Raw genomic sequence first — 18,272 nt, 5'->3', positions numbered from 1 at the left:
GCTCTGTGAGGCCGATACCATCCGGGAGGGCATTGGCCTTATCGGCGGTCCCTACTTCACATTTCAAAGGAGGCCGAGATGGCCAACCCATTCGTCCCCAACTGGCGTGCGCTACTGGCGCGCGCTTGGTCGATGTGGGCCATAGCCGTCTCGATAGTGCTCGGCGCGGTAGAGGCCTTTCCAGGACGCGTCAAAGCGCATTTGCCCTCCTGATCCTTTTCACTGTAATCGCCGCAGCAGTAGCCTGCTTGGTAGCTCAGAAGTATCTCGGAATGACGTCAGGTCGTGGCTGCGGATCTCGTAGCCTACACGTCAGGTAAGCAAGCGCGATGTGAGATGCCCAAACTTACCATCCTCAAGTCGCTCCGGCATACTTGACGGGGAGAACAGACTAACTATCTTTTTCCCGTCGATGTTTTCGACACTGAACCACATGTCAATCAAGTGTGCTTTGGTGGAATTCAAGATGGGAACTCAACTCACTAACTCTCGATCCTCGTATGCATATGCCATCGCTGAATGGCAGCCTGATATGGCCAGGTATCGGCAAGAAGTTCAGAAAGCCATCCGCACCGGCGTAGGCGATCCCCTGACCCTTGTCGAAATGGAATGCTCTCTCGACCTGGTGGATGCTGACATAGAGGCATTGCAGTCGGGGAACCCTGAAACGCGAACGCTTATGTCCAAGGATCTGGCGCTTGAAGTTCGTAGCGAGCTGCAGGGCCTGATCACGACGATGCTGCTGTACTGCAAACCAAACTGATCGCTCGAAAGACAACCCGCTAAGCGAAAGCCTGGCGGGTTTGTGTCTTGGTCGGTTCTGGCCTGGCTCGCTTCGGCGAAGTGAAACTCAGATCCGGCCCGAGCCTTCAACGTGCGTTGTGTGCGATGTGCCGTTGGTTGCGAGCAGGGTGCGGCCAGAGTCGCTGAGTTCGGTGCCGCCTTCGCGCTGAATAAGCAATGCCAAAGACAACAGCTTGGCGAGGTGCTCGGTATCTACTTCGGATGGCGCTTCGTCAGACTGGAACAGGGCCAGGGTTTTGAGCTCGTCTGGTGTCACATTATAGTCGGTCATGATCGTTCCCGTCTGGAAAGGACGGAAACCGATGGCACTGTGGACGGTTGCGTCATCCGCGATCAAAAACCCGCTATGGGGTTGGAAGCGGTGAGTCTGATTTCAGGCTGTACTAGCTAACGGACGCCAGAGATCGAGACTTACAAGCGTCTGATAGAATGCTGATTCCTTTGGATCCGACTATGGATCGTGCGCCCCAGCCAGTGCCCGGAAGTGGCCTCCGGGTCCAGCATTGCCCCCACTTCCTCGTCGAGACTAAGGCCGCAGGATGTGGCTCGACTCTATCCGGAGCTTTCAGGAACTGCCCGCTCTGTCCACGATAGCTACAATCGTATCGAATACCGCCAGAAACTTATTTGGAAGCGTTCCTACCCGCAATGCCCTTTGATGAAGCCTCACGAATTCATTTATCGACCGGGCAAAAATTGCCGAGGCATCAAGCGCGACGTCGTGGCGCTATGGATCTCAGCGAGAGATCCGCCGACATGAGCTGGACGCTCTTAGGCATCCAACACCCAGCTGCACTAGCCAGTTTTTGTTGACGCCTACGGCTTGGCACCACGTGCGTCACACGACGTGCTTTACCCGATCAGCGCTATCATGCGGCTGACAATTTCCGATCGGCTGAGGAGAGTCTCCTCAGCTACTCTCGAAGCGATTATCGACCGCGCCAAAATCGTCACGGGTCAGGCGGGCTGATGTCTTCTCACAGCGGAGATTTGTCTGCCGAGGACCTTATAGGGCGCGCCGACATGGCGCTTTATGAAGCCAAGACGGGCGGGCGTAACCGCTATATGCTCTATGGTGGTGAACTCGGCGCTGTCGTTCGTGAGCGGCTTGCCCTTGAGCTCGATCTTCGCGAGGCGCTACGTGCAGATCAGGGCCTGAAACTTGCTTACCAGCCAATCTTTTGCAGCCGCACGCAACATATCCTCGGTGCGGAAGCGCTGCTTCGCTGGGATCATCCAGTCAGAGGTTCCCTATCGCCGGCGGCCTTCATCAAGCTGGCGGAGGAGCGCGGATTAATCAAGCAGCTAGGTCTTTGGGCGCTACGCCGGGCTTGCAGTTTCGCGGCGCGATCATCGCTCCCCTGGGTAGCGGTCAATGTCTCGCCGATCCAATTCCGCGATGAGCGGTTCGCAGACCGAGTGTTCGAAGTTCTTGCTGACACTGGCCTTCATCCAACGCGGCTTGAGATCGAGGTGACGGAGGGACTCCTGCTACAAAACTCATCCGAGGTGCAGGAGACGCTGCGGGTGCTCCGCGCCCATGGCATACGGGTGGCGCTGGACGACTTTGGCACCGGTTATTCATCGATTAGCTATCTGCGCACTTTTGGTGTCGACAAACTGAAAATCGACCAGTCCTTCACGGCGCAGCTGGGCCTAAATGTGGAGATCGACAGCATTGTTCGTTCGATCATCGACTTGGGGCGAGCGATGAAAATGAAACTCACCGCCGAGGGCGTCGAAACGGAGGCGCAAAAAAACTTGCTTATCGCTATGGGCTGCGATCAGTTGCAGGGCTACCTCTTGGCTCGTCCCCTGGATAGCTCCGCACTAGACGACCTTCTCGATCAGTCGAACCTCACTATAGCCGGCTAGCCTGGGTAACTCACCGCAGCGGCGGGTCGACGGTTGGTGCACCAAGCGCTTTGAGCCACCCTTTGAATCGCCTAGGGCGCTTTAGACGATCGTGCCGCCAGTTCCTGAGCAAGGAAGGGAGCGGTCCTACTGTCCTTCGCTTGAGACACCAGGCGGGGCGAACCATTAGCCATAATGCGTCCCCCAGCATCACCTGCTTCTGGCCCGACGTCGATCACCCAGTCCGCATGCGCTACGGCCCGCATGTCGTGTTCGATCATGACCACCGCGTTCCCGCATCGACATGATAGACCGACCCGCCTTAGTCCTGGGTCATCTAGTCTCTTTGCGCCTCCTGTGACTTGGCTTTGGTGAGCTTCTCGGTGAGGTCGGCACCCGCCACCAGGCTTACGATGTGGCGAGCTGCGATCGGATACGACTCGCCGGTCCTGGGGTTTCTGCCGGTGCGCTCGGCCCGCGATCTAAGAGCTAGCGTCGCGAAATTCGCCAGTTTGACCGTTTCCCTCTCTTGCAGAGCATCACCAATCATCTCGAACATTCTTCGACTGACCTGCTGGATATCGGACCTGGGGATTCCTGTCCTTTCCGATATCGTCGAAGAAATCATCGCCCGCGTAATCGTTGCCACCAGTCCTTGCTCCCAGCGCCACACAAGAAATGGCGTCAAAAACTAGATGCAGTGTATTGGAACGAACCTGACAAATGGCTGACGAAGGATCGATTTTTCAAATCCCTCAGATGGCCGCTTGACGTTGCAGACCAAAATGAGTGCCGGCGACGAAAAGCCTCGCTCCCCGCGTCGGCGACGTTAGGAACCCAGAAAACCCATCTGCCGTCTTCCATATAAGCCAGTATCCGGCGTACACCCCTACCCACATTCCATTTTTGCACTGGCCCGTAGCGACATGAGCATTCTCGACAAGGTCCGCACCTACAAGCTCGATGAAGTCGCACGGGCCAAACAAAACACCCCGTTGGCCATGCTTGAGGAAGCAGCCCGCGCTGCTCCGCCAACCCGGGGCTTCGCCTCGGCACTGAGCAAAACCTCAGAAACAGGCTTCGCTCTCATTGCTGAGATTAAAAAGGCAAGCCCATCCAGCGGGATTATTCGGACAGACTTCGATCCCGAGGCGCTTGCAAGGGCGTACGAAGCTGGAGGAGCAACTTGTCTTTCGGTTTTGACTGACTTTCCTAGCTTCCAAGGACAGCCGAGCTACCTGACTGAGGCCAGAGATGCAGTGAGCCTGCCTGTTTTGCGAAAGGACTTTCTGTACGATCCGTACCAGGTCGTCGAGGCTCGCGCCTTGGGGGCCGATTGCGTGCTCATCATTATGGCGGGGGTTGAGGATGCGGTTGCCGCCGAACTCGAGGACGCGGCTCAACACTGGGGGATGGACGCGCTTATTGAAGTTCACGACGCCGCTGAGCTCGAGCGAGCTCTCAATCTGAAATCGCGGCTGGTCGGTATCAACAATCGAAACTTGGACACGCTTCATGTCGACACCGCGCGCAGTCTGGAACTTGCGTCACTGGTTCCGGCAGATCGCCAGTTGGTTTCCGAAAGCGGCCTGCGCACACGATCCGACCTCGACAAAATGGCCACGGCGGGGATTCGACGCTTCCTGGTCGGCGAAAGCCTAATGCTCCAAGACGATTTGACTCGAGCCACACGCACCCTTTTGTTCGGTATCTCCGCTCCGTGAGTTCGCGAAGGCCGCAGACCCGTCCAGCTTCCTAGCATCCGTGACCTTAAAACGAACGTCTGCGTTGGGTCACGAGTGGACCAAAGCCTTGTACCCGCCGGTGATCCGGTAGTCAGTGTGACTCACTGTCTACTTAGCCGTGAAGTAAGGTGTCTGCGACCGCTCCCGTTCTATGGCGAATTGCTTCTCACCTCATAGTTTCTCGTAAATCGCGGTGTTGGCTGCAGGCAGATAACGTTCAACCCGAGCACAACGCCTCTGAAAGCCAGTGTCGCGCCAAAGCTGACAAATTCCTGACGCGTCCTGTACAGAACTTATAATAACTATTTCAGTAATTTAGCTGGAACTCCTCGATCAGCTGAGCCGTTGGGCTTCGATCAAAAATCAAGAAGGCGGCCTCAAGTAGGTCGCATCACAATGACCGAAAATCTCGACTGCTGTGGCCGTGCTCCTGGCTCTCAGGGAACCACCACCGACGCGAATGCCAGCGCCGACGCCGGCGTTTGTTGCGGCCGAGAAACGCTCTTGGTCGATTTGTTCATCGTCGGATCGAGAAGCCAATTCAGAGCCATAAAATGAGAACACTGGCTGAGCGGCGCAGGCGAACGGCATTCCTCAAGATTGCGGTAATAGCTGTACTGGCGACCCTTGTTTTTACACCCAAAATCGAACGCCCCTTGATAGGCCTTCCGTTTGTTAGCGAAGCGGAGGCTGCACCGGTTCCCGCTTTATGGGGTGGGTTTTTGCCGACCAATAACACCAAGTTTTCGACGCTGAAAGGCGGGCGTTGACTGCTTGTTTTGATATCCCCGCAGGTCCTGCAATCTCAAATTGCCTACACTGCGAACTGAGGCGTGAGGACCAAAACGGAGGGCAAGAGCCGAATGTCCAAGTTTCCAAAGGTACACGTCGTTGAAGACGAAGCGCTCATTCGCTTCAACATCAGCGATCATCTGGCGCAAAGCGGTTATCAGGTGCTGGAAGCGACGAATGCCGGTGAGGCATTTGAGGTGTTGGAGTCCGAGCAGGGTGTTGGGGTAATTATCACCGATATAGCTATGCCGGGCCCGGTTGACGGATTGATGCTCGCAAAATTCGTAACGGAGCGATGGCCTCACCTCCGCGTTATCGTTATCTCAGGCCAACAGAAAGCGGGCGTAAGGGATCTACCGGATGGTACAGCATTTTTAAGCAAGCCTTTCGGGCTCGACGAGATCTCAACGTTGATGGCAGCACTTGGTTATGCGGGCTCCTCTCGAAATAATGACGATGACGCTGGCCCACAGGGTTAGTATGCAAGTGTTCGTCATGCGACTAGTCGAAGCCGGCGACCACATGGCTTGGCCCCCGATGCCGCCCCTGTCCCTTCGGCGCCATCGGGTACTCGAGTTCATGCTCGCTGGCACCTCTGACCGCGAGCGCCAGTCGTACATGTCGAAGACGTCCGCTATTGGCGAACTACTTGGCTCGTTGAAATGACCGCAATGGGGTCGTGAGCCGTCGATCCGCAACGCGCCCCATTCCCGCGTTCAGGCCACACTCTCGATTTCCTGAAAGATGGTGTATCGCGGCGGCTGCGGCGCGCTCGGAGATCGGGAGCTGCAGCCCCTTCATGTACGATGCTGGCGAGGTCGCACCTGACCTCGGCATCGAGGGAAGGAGCAACGGCAATGGCCTATTTTGTTGGACTGGATGTGTCGGTGGTGGAGACGGCGGTGTGCGTCGTCGATGAGGCCGGCAAGGTAATATGCGAGCAGAAAGTGTCGTCCGAGCCGGACGACATCGTCACGCTGCTGACGTCGATTGGCGAGGACTACGGTCGCGTCGGGATCGAGGCCGGGCCGCTGTCGCAGTGGCTGGTCAACGGTATGGCTGAAGCCGGTCTGCCCGTGATCTGCGTCGAGACCCGCCACATGAAGTCACTGCTGAAGGCCCAGCAGATCAACAAGTCCGACCGACGTGACGCGCGCGGCATTGCCCAGATGATGCGCGTGGGCCTGTTCAAACCAGTGCATGTGAAGACGCAGGCCAGCCAGGAGATGCGCATGCTGCTGACAGCGCGTAAGCTGGTGCAGCGCAAGATGCTCGACGTCGATGCTGATCTGCGCGGCACCTTGCGCAACTTCGGCCTGAAGGTCGGCGTCGCCGGGCAAGCTGGATTCGAGAAGCGCATCCGCGAGCTGGTCGAAGGTTTGCCCAGGCTTGCCGCCATCGTCGAGCCGCTGCTGACCATCCGCCGCGTGATGCGCCAGGAGTTCACCCGGCTGCACAAGATGCTGCTCGACGTCGTGCGGCATGATCCCGTCTGCCGGCGGTTGATGACGGCACCGGGTGTTGGTGCTGCTGTTGCATTGACCTACCGCGCGACTGTCGATCAGCCGCAGCGCGTTGTTCATTCCAGGGCTGTGGGTGTTCATGTCGGACTGACGCCTCGTCGTCACCAGTCGGATGAGATCGACTATGATGGCGGCATCTCGAAGTCTGGCGACATCATGCCGCGAACGATGCTGTACGAGGCAGCACAGACGCTGCTCAAGCATAGCGGCAAGTGGTCGTGGTTGAAGGCCTGGGGCATGCGGGTCGCGCAACGGTGAGGCTTGCGCCGTGCCACTGTCGCCGTGGCCCGCCGCCTGGCGGTAATCCTGCACCGAATGTGGACCGACGGCACCGACTTCCGCTGGGGCAGCGAACCCGCCGCCGCCGCCTGATTGCCCATCTACAGGAGCATTAACAGTTCTGTCTCGGCAGGAAAGAGGTCCTCACAGGGACGAAGGTCGCGTGAGATCGTAACGGCAGCGGCCCTGCCGGATGGCAAGGGCGCCCAAAAGATTGATCCACTCCGCCTCTCTTACCCCATCATGGGGCGGCCACAGCGCCGACCCCGAAGAGAAGCGCGAGCCCCGTGTGGCACGACCTCATGCCGAGCAGCAAAGTCTGACCCTGAACGCATGCCGCTCGTCGGCGTCTTGCAAGTCCGGCATGCCGCCTCTCGGCGGCAGATAACGCCGTGCGGCCTTTGACATAAACCGCGATAGAGAAGCTGCCGTTCGTGTTTGCTATAAAGCGCATCATCCTAGGGGGCTGACCATCTGCTGTTATGCGGAAGGCCTATCAAAGCGGACTTTGACGCTATCCTAGAAAATGTTCACCCCGAGCGCGACAGGATCGTTGTTTCTCACGCGCTTCTGCAGTGTTCAGTCTTGCTACATCAGAAACCGGCGCACCCCTGCGCGCTATTCAAACGCGGATGATAGATGATGAAGCTATATCCCAAGTTGGCTTTGGCCTCGGCCTCGGCCCGCGGCAGCCATTCCGAGTAAGTAATATCAGAGTAGGGGTCGCCAGCTATCTCTGTGGTTACCAGCATACAGACTCAGCTTCTGCTAGCACAACAAACGTCGGGTCATACAGTTTCCTCATTTGGCCCGGTGGTATCTGATGTCCTGGCTTGTGGTGTGCGCTGGCTGTTCCGGTCATCGTCGCAACGGTCGCCAGCATAATCACAAGTCTTGCAAGCATTTGTTGGTTGTCCTCATCGCCTTTGCGCTGCCGCACAGTGCCACGTTTTCAGTGCCGCCGAAGTCCAATTGCAGTCGTGTGTTTGGGGGCGGCGAGAGCGCAATCGGACATCGGCGGCGGGATGACGACAGACCTGCATGGGACGTGCATCAACGAAGATCAGGGTGACATGACCGCAGTGACGCAACCGTTAGATACTCTGTAAGCGTTCTGTCAGCTTGAAAGGGATATGTCAGAGCCATGCGGGTCTTCGTTCTCATACTGACAGTGCTGTGTCTTTCGGCCTCGCCGGTGCTCGCCCAGAATAATGGGCAGGGCAATGGTAACGGCCAGGGCAACGCCAATGGCCAAGAGAACGGCAATGGCGGCGGCAACAATGGCAGTGGAAATGGCCTAGGCCAAAACAGCGGGAACGGGAACGGGAACGACAAAAACGATAGCAGTGGCAATGGCAATGCCGCGAATAGTGGCAACAATGGCAACGGCCAAAGTAACAGCACCGCCACCGACAAATCCGCTAGGACGGATGACTACGGCACCCTCCACCATTCGCAGGACTATGCCCGGGACCTGGTAAACGCCGGCAGGGCTGTCAGCCTCGCGAGCCTAATGCCCGATTTGCAGGCGCGCTCCGAAGGCTCTGTCATCGACGCCGAATTGCTCAATGTGCAGGGGATCCTCGTCTATTCCGTGAAGGTCTTGCGAACAGACGGGCGGGTCACTCGGGAATACTATTACGCTCAGTCGGGCCGCTTCATCGGGAGCGAGCGATGAAAGTCCTCGTTGCTGAAGATGACGGGCGGATTGCCGAAGTCCTCCAGTCCGCACTCGGACGATCCGGCTTCGAAGTGCATTGCGAACCGGATGGTGAGGTTGCCTGGTATCGCGCTGACACTGAAGCCTTCGACGCGATAATCCTGGATCTCGGCCTGCCGCAGATGGATGGGTTGACTGTACTAAAACGCTGGCGGCGCCAAGGAGTCGAGACGCCGGTTTTGATCCTGACCGCCCGCGGCCAGTGGGAGGAACGGGTGGAAGGTATCGAGGCTGGTGCCGACGACTATGTCGTCAAACCCTTCCATGCCCTTGAGATCGTTGCCCGCATCCGCGCCCTCATTCGACGTTCGAAGGGCGTGGCGACGCCGCGCATTCCCTTCGGCAAATACGAGCTGGACATGCGCAGCATGCAGGTGACCGAGGACGGCCTGCCTATGGATCTGACGCCGCAGGAATTCCGGCTCATAGCATACCTGCTGCACAATCGTGGCCGTACCGTCTCCCAGCTCGAAATCACCGAGCACATCTATCGACAAGACTTCGAGCGGGAATCCAACGCCGTTGAGGTGCTCGTGGCGCGTCTTCGCAAGCGGCTGGGCCACGAGGTCGTCAAGACGCGCCGGGGCTTTGGATACACGCTCGGAGACGACTATTGAGTCGCAATTCGCTCGGCCTGCGACTGATGGGCTTGGCTCTTGTAATGGTCGCCAGTTCGCTCATCCTAGCGGGCCTCATTCTGCAAACTCTGTTCGTCGACAATTTGGAACGCAGCGTACGGGGTGATCTCGACGCAGCGCTGTCGCGACTTGTCGCGCTGATCGACCCCGCGCAAACCGTCACCACGATCCTCGCCCCTTTGCCCGACCCACGCTACGAAACACCTTTAGGCGGGCGCTACTGGCAGATCGAGGCGCTCGACAACACGGGCATGGCGCGATCTCGATCGCTGTTCGACCAAGAACTTCCAACTAGCGACGTCGCCGATGGCGAGGCTTTCCATTGGGTGAACGGTGACGGGCTACACCTGATTCTTGTGAGCCGAACCGTCGAGATCGGAACGCGCCTCTTCCGCGTCACGGTTGGTGAGGATCACGACCGTATCCATGAGGCCGGAGTCCAGTATGGCTGGGATATCCTGCGTCTATTCGGCCTTCTTGGCATCGCCATCGTCGCGGCGGCCTGGGCACAGTTGCGGCTCGTGCTGATGCCGCTCAATCGCCTCCGCAGCGCCGTCGATGATGTCCGCCGGGGAGAGGTGGACCGGCTGGGAGGAGATTTCGCCTCCGAAATCGAGCCGCTGGTCGATGAGGTTAATGGGCTTCTGTCCGAGCGCGAGGCGCTGGCCCAGCGGGGGCGGCGTCGGGCTTCAGATCTCGCCCATGGCCTCAAGACACCACTGGCCGCGTTGCACGGCATTGCCATGCGCCTACGTGACCGCGGCGAAGAGGCGGAAGCGATTTCGCTCGACGAACTAGCCCTCGAAATGTCGAGCCGGGTAGACTACCAGATGCGCCTCGCCTCGCTTCGAACGCGCTCGGGTGAACATCGGGAAAGCAGTTCCCTCAATACCGCTATCCTGCGCACCGTGACCGTGCTGAGAAAGACCGAGAGCGGAGAGCGACTGCATTGGCTGGCCGAGCTCGGCGATGACATGCATGTCGACATCCACCGGCAAGACCTGATGGAACTGGTGGGCGTGACCCTGGAGAACGCCTCCAAATGGGCCAATAGCTCGGTGGTGGTGCAGGTTTTGCGCCAGGCCGAAATGGCCGTGCTCAAGATTACCGATGATGGCCCCGGTATTCCGGCGAAGAAAATCGAGAAGCTTGGCCGTCGCGGTGCACGCCTTGATGAAGCGGTTCCGGGCACGGGGCTGGGCCTTGCCATCGCCACCGAAATTCTCGAGCTCAATGGCGGCGCCATAGCCTATCAGCAAGGTCGGCGTGGCGGCCTGACCGTGGATATGCGTCTACCTCTCGCCCGGCGCTGAGTTCGGATGGCTCGTCGGCAAAGACGGGCACCTCCTCCTCCCCCACCGAAATGCTGAGATAAATTCCGACAACAAGGGCGGCGACAACCGAGCCGGCCATAGCAAGAAGTATGAGCATAATGAACCCCTTTTCATATTGGATGTTAAGGTCAAATCGCGGCGCGCAGTTCCAGTTTCATCAAGTATTTTTCATTACAAAAGAATTACATTACCTGTAATACTTCTGAAATACCCAAAATGCGCGATCACATATTGGAACAAAACAAGTAATTACGAATTTCTATCCACATCTCTAGCTTTTGAGTGAGGATAGAATGAAGAAGATCATTTTTAGCGCTGTTGCCGTTGCTCTGCTTGGCATGCCTGCCGTTGCTCAGGCCCAGATCATCAAGGGCGATGCTGACGCCAATGCCAATGCCGCAGTTGGGGGCGCAGCTGGCGGCGTTACCGGTGCTGTCGTCGGCGGCCTCGTATTCGGCCCGCTCGGTGCCGCCATCGGCGGCTTCACTGGCGCAACGATTGGTGCTGTCGGAGGGGTCGAGGCGTCCTCGGTGGACTATGTGCGTCTCAATCCCACTGATCCCGTGGTGATTGATGGCGATATCCAGGTCGGCTACGTCGTCCCCGCCGAAGTGGAGCTTCACGTCATCGAAGGTGATAGCGCCCACGGCTATTTCTACACCAATGACCGCGCCTACTTCGTCAATATGACCGATCGAACCGTCGTCTATTCCCCGGGCACGGTCGTGGCCGTCGAAGCGAAATGATCCCGCACGGCGGCCACCTTCGGATGGCCGCCTTTTTTCATGGCCCCAACTCATGAGGACGATCATGTTGAGATCGCGTCTTCTTGCCGGCGTTGCGCTGGCTGTCCTGAGCCTTCCCGTCGTCACCCTCTCGCCAAGCCTTCCCTTCTCGGCCACAGCGGCGCAAGCCCAGTCGGCCAGCGTGAGCTTCCAGCTGTTTTTCGATCAATTGCAACCGCATGGTGTCTGGGTGCGCCACGCCCGCTACCAATATGTCTTCTGCCCCACCGGCGTCGATGCCAGCTGGCGTCCTTACACCCAAGGACGCTGGCTCTATGTCGAAGGCCGCGGCTGGTATTTTGCCTCCGATGAGCCCTTTGCATGGGCCACCTATCACTACGGCCGCTGGTTCCCAGATCGCGACCTCGGCTGGTGCTGGGTTCCGGGCACCAAATGGGCGCCGGCTTGGGTGAGCTGGCGCCGCAGCGACAGCATCGTCGGCTGGGCGCCGCTGCCGCCGGAAGAAGATGGCTATGCCGTCAGTGTCGTCGTGCGCGAGCGCGATCTGCCGGAAGGCTATTGGGTCTTCGTTCCCACCGAGCGCTTCATCGAACCCGACCTCGCCGTCAGCATCATCATCGGCAGCGATCAGCCCGATTATTACGCCCAGACCCAGTTTCTGGGGCCGGTCGTGGTTGAGGGTGACGTTGTCGTCAACAATGTCATTGACGTCACCTATATCGAGCAGACCATCAACCAGCAGGTGATCGTCTATCAGCCGCAGGAAGCCACAAGTCCCGCGGAACAGTCGGTTGCAGTCGAAGCCCAGACCATCGCCGTCTTCGACCAGGATGTTGCCGCGACCGAGACCGAAGCCGCCCCTCCCGAGGCTGTCGAAGAGGCCGAAGCCCCCGAGGCGATCGAAGCAGCCGGCGGCACGGCTGGTGCGACTGCCGAGATCGCAGCCGAAGGTGAAGCCGACCTCGAGGCTCAGCCTGCAGCGCCCGACGAGGAACAGCCGGCAATGCCCGCCGAAGGCGACACCGAAGCTGCCCCGCCATCCCCTGACGCTGCCGCTCCCGAGGCTGCTCCCGATGCCGGGCTCCAGCCAGACGAACCGGCCTCGACAGATACCGAGCAACCTGCCGCGACGCAAGAGCAGCCCGCCGCCGATGAGCCACCTTGCCCGCCCGAATCCATGGTCGATGGCCAATGTCCAGTGACCGAAGAACAGGAGCCGGCCGAACAACCCTCGGCACCTACAGAAGAGCCTGAGGCTCCGGTGCCGGAAGCGACGGCCCCGCCGGCCGAGACAATGGAGCAGCCTGCGGCACCTGAGGCGGCGCCCATCGAACAGCAGCCCCCTACAGAAGAGGCTCCAGCAGATGAAGTAGCTCCCCCTGCTGAGGAAGCAGCTCCTTCGGAAGCACCTCCGGCCGAAGAAGCTGCCCCTGCGCCAGAGGCGCAGCCGGCCGATGAGCTCCCCTGCCCGCCCGAAGTCCGGGTGGATGGAAAGTGTCCACCGGAGGCACAGTAATCAAAAGCACGGGGCGGCTCCGGCCGCCCCTTCTTCTTGCTCGCCTTTCCTGACAATTGGCTTACGGCATCAATAATCAATATATCACAATAAAATCAGTTACTTAAAGCAACTTAGACCTGATGCGACCGTTTACCTTCCATCACCAAGACGGAGGCAAGCATGCCAATCGAACGTGAAACCATCATCGAACGTCCTTCCAGCACCGAAACCGTTGTGGTCGACAGCGGTAGTCCATTTGGCGTCATCGGCGGGATCATTGCCGCCGTGTTTGCCGTGATCCTGATCGTCTGGCTGGTCAATGGTGGCATTTCCACCAATGGCGACACCGTCAAAGTCGACCTGCCCAACGTCACCGTCACCGAGTGACGCCTTTTCTTCCCTCAGACTTTGACGATTGCACAGGTGCCTAACCTGCGCCGCAAGGAGATTTCAAATGACAAAGCATCTCACACTCATTGCCCTCGCTGCTCTTTCCTCGGTCGGTTTTTCCGGCGCCGCACTCGCACAGTCGACCATGGCTACCGCCACGACTGAGCTCAACATACGCTCCGGCCCAGGGCCGCATTTCCCTTCCGTGGGCTTTATCGCGGCTGGCGGTAGCGCCACCGTGGAAGGCTGCCTTGACGCCAGCAAGTGGTGTCAGGTGACGGCCAATGGCGTCAGCGGCTGGTCGTATTCGGACTATCTCACCGCCGACCTGTCGGGCAATGTCGTAGTCCTCACCGACCGCTCTCCCACTGCTGGCGTCGCCACCGTGACCTACCAGGATGATGGTTCCGCCGCTGGCGGCGCGGTGGCTGGCGCCGCGACCGGTGCCGTAGTCGGCGCCCTCGTCGGTGGCCCCGTAGGTGCCATAGTGGGCGGTGCTGTCGGCACCACCAGTGGCGCAACAGCTGGCGCCATCATCGATCCGCCGGAAGTCGCGCGGACTTATGTAACTGCCAACCCGCTCGATCCGGTCTATCTCGATGGGGAGGTGGTTATCGGTGCGGGCGTTCCCGACACTGTCGCCCTCCAGGCCATCCCAGATTACGAGTACCAATATGTATACATCAATGGGCAGCCCGTGCTGGTCGATCCCGGCTCGCGTCGCATCGTCTACGTCGTCCGCTAAGGAAGATGGGCCGGCTTATGCCGGCCCATCTTAGGTAAGCGTGTGGATCTGTGAATGATGTTTTGGATGCGCCGGGCATCCAACCTGTCGTTGGGAAGCGTCTTTCGACCGACCAAGGCCCTTGGGAGCGAAACCAAGCGACGTCAACCGACGCTTCTGTTGTGTCAGAGCCGGCCAGACCATGGATCGAGCGGCGTTATCGAGTTCCCCGAATTCATGCTGGTGCGCTTGGCTGCGCGTCTGCACCTCGAAGACACGCCGATCGATTGGCTCCTCCAGTGCTTCGATAGCCAGGAAAAGCCGAGCGGCATGCAGCGGCGACAGCTGCAGGTTGCGGTCAAAATAGAGGGCCACTTCCAGCAGCGCTTGGTCGTCAGCGCCCGTCGATACCTTGCGCACGATGTCCTGGCAGGTTCGCTGCTTGAGCCGCGCCGTAAGACCGTGCACCTGGCCACGTATCGTCTCTTGGTCGAGCGCGGCGCCATCGAGCATTCCACCAAGGCAATAGCGCCCGGCGCATCGCTGGCAGACCCACAGGCGGTCGGCATCGCGCATGATTTCATAACTAATGCGCTGCCGGGATTGTCCGCAAAAGCCGCACGTCGAACCGAAGGTCACATCGTCCATCAGCATCCAGCTGAAAAACCAGTCCTGAGGCCTGCCAATTGCGGCGTCCAGCGAGTAGCGAAGCCGTGATCCGGTCATGAGCAATCTCGCGAAATCCGAATAGGAAGAGGGAGGCGGCGGCGGTCCCGCCGCCGCGGCGAGTCAGTCCACCCGCTTCTGGTGGATTAGATCGCCCACATTCTCGAATTCCTCCGGATAGGCTTCAACGATGTCCTTGGGATTTCCGGATGCGTAGCCGTTCTCCCGGTCCCGCAGATGCTGGATCATTGCGCCGGCATTGGTAAAGGTCGTGCCATCCACCAGTTCATAGTGCTTGCCTCCACCAATATTGGTCTCGGGACCAGCGTACGTGCCCGACGTGGCGAAGAGGGCGATGGCGACTGCCACGCTTGCTGACTTGATCATGGAGCGTTCCTTGCGTTCTAGCTTCGACGCAGGACGCTAACATAGGGTGCCTGACATCCACCTGACACGCCGGGTCAGTTTGGCAGAGAACACCGTTGAACGTTTAGTAGGGTGGTTAGCAAACGCCAGCTGTCGAAGGCGTCGGCTTGAGCGGCGGCCGCATCCCGGCAGCGACGCGCCAGGCTGTACTGTCGTTAACCCAAGTCTTCGCGCCACTGCTACGCAAGTCTACCGCGGCGCGTATCGTCAAGGTATCGAGCGGCCTTGGCGCCCTAAACTTCAACTCCACGCCCAACCCCTATGGCGGCACCTCCAATCGCCTGTGGCGTTCGAAGACCGCGCTCAATGCGATTCCCCTGGCTTTTACCGTTGATCTTGATGCAGAAGGCCTCAAGATCGACGCGGTGCCCCCTGTGCTTCGCCAGCACCACGTTCACCACTTTCGAAGGCACCGAAACGGTCGAGCAAAGCGCCGCAGAGGCGGTCCACGTCACGCTGCTGGGCAGCGATGGAGCGAGCAAACTGTTGCGGGCACAGTCAACGAGTGGTTTCTCCAACGCACAGCCGGCGGATCCGGCCCATTTAATTTGCCGTCTACCGCTAGAAGTCCTCCCAAAAGCCGGAACTGCGCACGTTGGCAGGAGTTTCTCTGGATCGATGGTTCCATCTGGGAGCAAGGGGCGACGATGTCCAACAGACTGAACGTGGACAGCATTTTTCGCCGTCGCCCCACCGCGTTCGAAAGCGTCGCAACCTTCGCGATTATTGCCGCACTGCTCTATCTGGGGGCAGGTATATTGGTGCCCCTTACGCTCGCCGTCCTCTTGGCCTTCGCGCTCAACCCAGTCGTTTCGGTACTCAATCGCCGGTTGCGACTGCCCGATCCCATAGCGGTGATTGTCGCGGTGGCGTTGGCGCTCATCCTGCTCGCCGGCTTCGCGGCGATCACCGGATCGCAGATTGCCAACCTCGCCGCCGAGTTGCCGGGCTATCAGCAGACCGTCATGGCAAAGGTCGAGGCGTTGCAAACCCAGTTTGGCGGCTTTGTCTGGCTCGATGAGCTTAATTCGACGATTGCCAACCTCGGCCAGTCCATGGAGTCAAGCTCGAACAATAGTTATGAGAACGCGCCAATACCCGTAACGATATCGAACGAGCTTGGGCCCCTTACCCTCTTGGCGTCGGTGATGGGCTCGGTTCTTGGGCCAATTGCGACTATCGCGATCGTTTCCGTATTCCTGATCTTCCTCCTGATCGGCCGTTCCGACCTGCAGGATCGATTCATACGCCTCGTCAGTGCCGGGAAGTACTCACTCACCAATCTGGCAATCTCGGACGCCAGCGAACGCGTAGGCAGATACTTGATCGTCCAGTTGATGGTGAACACGATCTATGGCGCCATTTTCGGTGTGGGCCTTTGGCTCATCGGCGTGCCAAGTGCCGCCCTGTGGGGAATGCTTATTGTTCTGTTCCGCTATATTCCCTTTGTCGGCGCCCTCATCATCGCCGTGGTTCCCTTCACATTGGCCTTCGCGGTCGATCCGGGCTGGAATATGTTTCTGATGTCCCTGGGACTGTTTCTGGTACTCGACCTCACGACCGCCAATGTCATCGAGCCGCGGCTCTATGGATCGAGCACTGGTGTGTCCCCTCTCGCTATCCTGCTTTCGGCGATGTTCTGGGCAACCCTTTGGGGGCCGGTGGGTCTTATCCTTTCGACGCCGATGACCGTATGCCTGGTGGTGATTGGCCGGCACCTGCCGCAATTTCAGTTTCTCGAAACGCTGCTCGGGAGTGCGCCAGTCCTGGCACCCGCTGAGCGCCTCTACCAACGGATGCTAAACGGGGACAGCGAGGATGCCATCGAGATCAGCGAGGACCACGTGGAAGAATTCGGAAAACGGCAGTTCATCAGTGAACTCATGCTTCCCGCATTGCGGATGGCCAATGCCGAACTCCAGACAGGTCCGGAGGCTGTGCCTCAGCGACGCCAACTGATGCGGTCGTTCGAGACAGTGCTTGATGGTACCCTAGCTCCGAGGTGGTCGGAAGCTGCGTCCGTTTTGCTGATCGGCGGTCGCAGCGAGATCGATGAAGCAGCAGCGCAATTGCTTGGGGCCGCGATTTCCGAGGCGGGCGCCCCCGTCGATGTCTTGCCCCCCGGTGCGATCCGACAGGAAGCAATAGGCCGGCTGGACCTGACTAGTGTCGAGGTCTTGGTTCTGGTCTTCATCGGTGATGACCTCAGAGCGCAGTGTCGATACGTCGCCCGCCGAGTACGCCGCATGGCACCCGACGTCCGCATCGTCGCCTGTATCCTGAACGAGCGAGCAAATCACGAAACTGCGGAGACGCTGCATATCGACTACGTCGCTCACGACTTTCCGACCGCCGCCGAAATAGCGACCCAGGACACGAGCACCAAGCACACCACAGACGGCCAACCCACGGTCAATCCATTTTCCGGCGGCGGTCGCGGAAGCGATGCACTTGGGCGCGCGCTTGATGCCATCGCCGAACGGTTCAAGGTCCCCGCCGCCATCATCAATCTGGTCGATGACCATCGCCACCTCGAGGATGAGGAAGCGGCGAGGCTTACCTTGATCGTCGCGGAAGGCAATCAACCCCTAGTGATACGGTCAGACCAGCCAAACGCGCTGGTAGGCGACAACGCTTATCTCCAGACCAATGGTATCGATCTCTATGCTGGAGCCCCGCTGACTCTACCCGACGGAACTTGCCCGGCTGTGCTTTGCCTGATCGACTACGAACCTCATCAGTTCTCTCAGTCGGATGTTCAAGCGCTAATGACCGCCGCAAATGAGCTTGTGTCAAAATTCGGAACGACGTCCGCGCGTAACGCGCTTGCCGGGCGACCCTTTGCAGACGTGCGAGACCACCGAGTTGTTACAACGCCATCCTAACCGACCAACGTGCTGCGCTCACTTTAGTGCTGGCAAATTGCACAAGAAGTCGAGGCAACCTGCGAGCCATATAGTCCTGCCGGGTCAGGGCAAAATCGAGAACACGATAAGATACCCTGGGCCTGGTCGTTGACGGTGCTCTATCACCGTCGGAGGACGAGGCAATCGGGCTCTGAGCCTCCTCGTCAGCGGCCATCTCAATGGCGTCCGTGAAGCGCCCCATTCAGGCCGGCGCCATACCATGGCGT

At 59.1% G+C, this 18,272-nt stretch carries 16 protein-coding genes and 1 pseudogene; 13 read left to right on the top strand and 4 right to left on the bottom strand.

Annotation, left to right across the window (positions count from 1 at the left end):
* Positions 1 to 466: 466 nt before the first annotated feature.
* On the top strand, positions 467 to 763 hold the full coding sequence (locus ACSQ2A_RS21765) for a hypothetical protein (RefSeq protein ID WP_436073941.1): 297 nt from the start codon (positions 467 to 469) through the stop codon (positions 761 to 763).
* A gap of 87 nt (positions 764 to 850) precedes the next feature.
* Here the strand turns inward: ACSQ2A_RS21765 and ACSQ2A_RS21760 are convergent, their stop codons facing one another.
* Complete coding sequence (locus ACSQ2A_RS21760) at positions 851 to 1,075, bottom strand: hypothetical protein (RefSeq protein ID WP_436073940.1); 225 nt, start codon at positions 1,073 to 1,075, stop codon at positions 851 to 853.
* Positions 1,076 to 1,827: 752 nt separating this feature from the next.
* Between ACSQ2A_RS21760 and ACSQ2A_RS21755 the strand changes: the two genes are divergently transcribed.
* Complete coding sequence (locus tag ACSQ2A_RS21755) at positions 1,828 to 2,679, top strand: putative bifunctional diguanylate cyclase/phosphodiesterase (RefSeq protein ID WP_436073939.1); 852 nt, start codon at positions 1,828 to 1,830, stop codon at positions 2,677 to 2,679.
* Positions 2,680 to 2,995: 316 nt separating this feature from the next.
* Here ACSQ2A_RS21755 and ACSQ2A_RS21750 read toward each other — a convergent pair whose 3' ends face one another.
* A complete protein-coding gene (locus ACSQ2A_RS21750; protein WP_436074033.1) occupies positions 2,996 to 3,286 on the bottom strand; it encodes an HU family DNA-binding protein in 291 nt (96 codons plus the stop codon).
* A gap of 298 nt (positions 3,287 to 3,584) precedes the next feature.
* Between ACSQ2A_RS21750 and trpC the strand changes: the two genes are divergently transcribed.
* The 10 genes and pseudogenes from trpC (at position 3,585) to ACSQ2A_RS21700 (ending at position 14,068) form a co-directional block, all read left to right on the top strand.
* Complete coding sequence (gene trpC / locus ACSQ2A_RS21745; RefSeq protein WP_436073938.1) at positions 3,585 to 4,382, top strand: indole-3-glycerol phosphate synthase TrpC; 798 nt, start codon at positions 3,585 to 3,587, stop codon at positions 4,380 to 4,382.
* 884 nt (positions 4,383 to 5,266) lie between these two features.
* Complete coding sequence (locus tag ACSQ2A_RS21740) at positions 5,267 to 5,674, top strand: response regulator (protein ID WP_436073937.1); 408 nt, start codon at positions 5,267 to 5,269, stop codon at positions 5,672 to 5,674.
* 378 nt (positions 5,675 to 6,052) lie between these two features.
* Positions 6,053 to 7,090: pseudogene (locus ACSQ2A_RS21735) on the top strand (IS110 family transposase).
* A 1,051-nt stretch (positions 7,091 to 8,141) separates the two neighbouring features.
* Positions 8,142 to 8,675, top strand: a complete 534-nt coding sequence (locus ACSQ2A_RS21730) for a PepSY domain-containing protein (protein WP_436073936.1) — start codon at positions 8,142 to 8,144, stop codon at positions 8,673 to 8,675.
* Positions 8,672 to 9,334, top strand: a complete 663-nt coding sequence (locus ACSQ2A_RS21725; protein ID WP_436073935.1) for a response regulator transcription factor — start codon at positions 8,672 to 8,674, stop codon at positions 9,332 to 9,334. Before ACSQ2A_RS21730 ends, ACSQ2A_RS21725 begins: the two co-directional genes overlap by 4 nt.
* Positions 9,331 to 10,668, top strand: a complete 1,338-nt coding sequence (locus ACSQ2A_RS21720; RefSeq protein WP_436073934.1) for an ATP-binding protein — start codon at positions 9,331 to 9,333, stop codon at positions 10,666 to 10,668. Before ACSQ2A_RS21725 ends, ACSQ2A_RS21720 begins: the two co-directional genes overlap by 4 nt.
* A 314-nt stretch (positions 10,669 to 10,982) precedes the next feature.
* Positions 10,983 to 11,435, top strand: coding sequence for a DUF1236 domain-containing protein (locus ACSQ2A_RS21715; RefSeq protein ID WP_436073933.1), 453 nt, complete (start codon positions 10,983 to 10,985; stop codon positions 11,433 to 11,435).
* A gap of 64 nt (positions 11,436 to 11,499) precedes the next feature.
* Positions 11,500 to 12,951: a DUF6600 domain-containing protein gene (locus ACSQ2A_RS21710; protein WP_436073932.1), complete on the top strand. Its 1,452-nt coding sequence runs from the start codon at positions 11,500 to 11,502 to the stop codon at positions 12,949 to 12,951.
* Positions 12,952 to 13,113: 162 nt separating this feature from the next.
* Positions 13,114 to 13,320 (top strand): hypothetical protein, encoded by a 207-nt coding sequence (locus ACSQ2A_RS21705; protein WP_436073931.1) that lies wholly within the window; start codon positions 13,114 to 13,116, stop codon positions 13,318 to 13,320.
* Between the two features lie 67 nt (positions 13,321 to 13,387).
* A complete protein-coding gene (locus ACSQ2A_RS21700) occupies positions 13,388 to 14,068 on the top strand; it encodes a DUF1236 domain-containing protein (RefSeq protein ID WP_436073930.1) in 681 nt (226 codons plus the stop codon).
* A 30-nt stretch (positions 14,069 to 14,098) separates the two neighbouring features.
* Here the strand turns inward: ACSQ2A_RS21700 and ACSQ2A_RS21695 are convergent, their stop codons facing one another.
* Both ACSQ2A_RS21695 and ACSQ2A_RS21690 read right to left on the bottom strand, forming a co-directional pair.
* On the bottom strand, positions 14,099 to 14,773 hold the full coding sequence (locus ACSQ2A_RS21695; RefSeq protein WP_436073929.1) for a hypothetical protein: 675 nt from the start codon (positions 14,771 to 14,773) through the stop codon (positions 14,099 to 14,101).
* A 63-nt stretch (positions 14,774 to 14,836) separates the two neighbouring features.
* Complete coding sequence (locus tag ACSQ2A_RS21690) at positions 14,837 to 15,100, bottom strand: hypothetical protein (protein ID WP_436073928.1); 264 nt, start codon at positions 15,098 to 15,100, stop codon at positions 14,837 to 14,839.
* A 146-nt stretch (positions 15,101 to 15,246) separates the two neighbouring features.
* Here ACSQ2A_RS21690 and ACSQ2A_RS21685 point away from each other — a divergent pair, with 146 nt between their 5' ends.
* Positions 15,247 to 18,024, top strand: a complete 2,778-nt coding sequence (locus ACSQ2A_RS21685) for an AI-2E family transporter (protein ID WP_436073927.1) — start codon at positions 15,247 to 15,249, stop codon at positions 18,022 to 18,024.
* Positions 18,025 to 18,272 lie beyond the last annotated feature (248 nt).

Source organism: Devosia sp. LjRoot3 (assembly GCF_964252865.1).
Taxonomy (GTDB): domain Bacteria; phylum Pseudomonadota; class Alphaproteobacteria; order Rhizobiales; family Devosiaceae; genus Devosia.
Note: the sequence above shows the minus strand (reverse complement) of the source record. Positions and strands in the feature narration are given on the sequence as shown.

Excerpts from the sequence above, each read along its gene's own strand:
- ACSQ2A_RS21765 (WP_436073941.1), top strand. The coding sequence starts at position 467 with ATGGGAACTCAACTCACTAACTCTCGATCCTCGTATGCATATGCCATC.
- ACSQ2A_RS21760 (WP_436073940.1), bottom strand. The coding sequence starts at position 1,075 with ATGACCGACTATAATGTGACACCAGACGAGCTCAAAACCCTGGCCCTG.
- ACSQ2A_RS21755 (WP_436073939.1), top strand. The coding sequence starts at position 1,828 with ATGGCGCTTTATGAAGCCAAGACGGGCGGGCGTAACCGCTATATGCTC.
- ACSQ2A_RS21750 (WP_436074033.1), bottom strand. The coding sequence starts at position 3,286 with ATGATTTCTTCGACGATATCGGAAAGGACAGGAATCCCCAGGTCCGAT.
- trpC (WP_436073938.1), top strand. The coding sequence starts at position 3,585 with ATGAGCATTCTCGACAAGGTCCGCACCTACAAGCTCGATGAAGTCGCA.
- ACSQ2A_RS21740 (WP_436073937.1), top strand. The coding sequence starts at position 5,267 with ATGTCCAAGTTTCCAAAGGTACACGTCGTTGAAGACGAAGCGCTCATT.
- ACSQ2A_RS21730 (WP_436073936.1), top strand. The coding sequence starts at position 8,142 with ATGCGGGTCTTCGTTCTCATACTGACAGTGCTGTGTCTTTCGGCCTCG.
- ACSQ2A_RS21725 (WP_436073935.1), top strand. The coding sequence starts at position 8,672 with ATGAAAGTCCTCGTTGCTGAAGATGACGGGCGGATTGCCGAAGTCCTC.
- ACSQ2A_RS21715 (WP_436073933.1), top strand. The coding sequence starts at position 10,983 with ATGAAGAAGATCATTTTTAGCGCTGTTGCCGTTGCTCTGCTTGGCATG.
- ACSQ2A_RS21710 (WP_436073932.1), top strand. The coding sequence starts at position 11,500 with ATGTTGAGATCGCGTCTTCTTGCCGGCGTTGCGCTGGCTGTCCTGAGC.
- ACSQ2A_RS21705 (WP_436073931.1), top strand. The coding sequence starts at position 13,114 with ATGCCAATCGAACGTGAAACCATCATCGAACGTCCTTCCAGCACCGAA.
- ACSQ2A_RS21700 (WP_436073930.1), top strand. The coding sequence starts at position 13,388 with ATGACAAAGCATCTCACACTCATTGCCCTCGCTGCTCTTTCCTCGGTC.
- ACSQ2A_RS21695 (WP_436073929.1), bottom strand. The coding sequence starts at position 14,773 with ATGACCGGATCACGGCTTCGCTACTCGCTGGACGCCGCAATTGGCAGG.
- ACSQ2A_RS21690 (WP_436073928.1), bottom strand. The coding sequence starts at position 15,100 with ATGATCAAGTCAGCAAGCGTGGCAGTCGCCATCGCCCTCTTCGCCACG.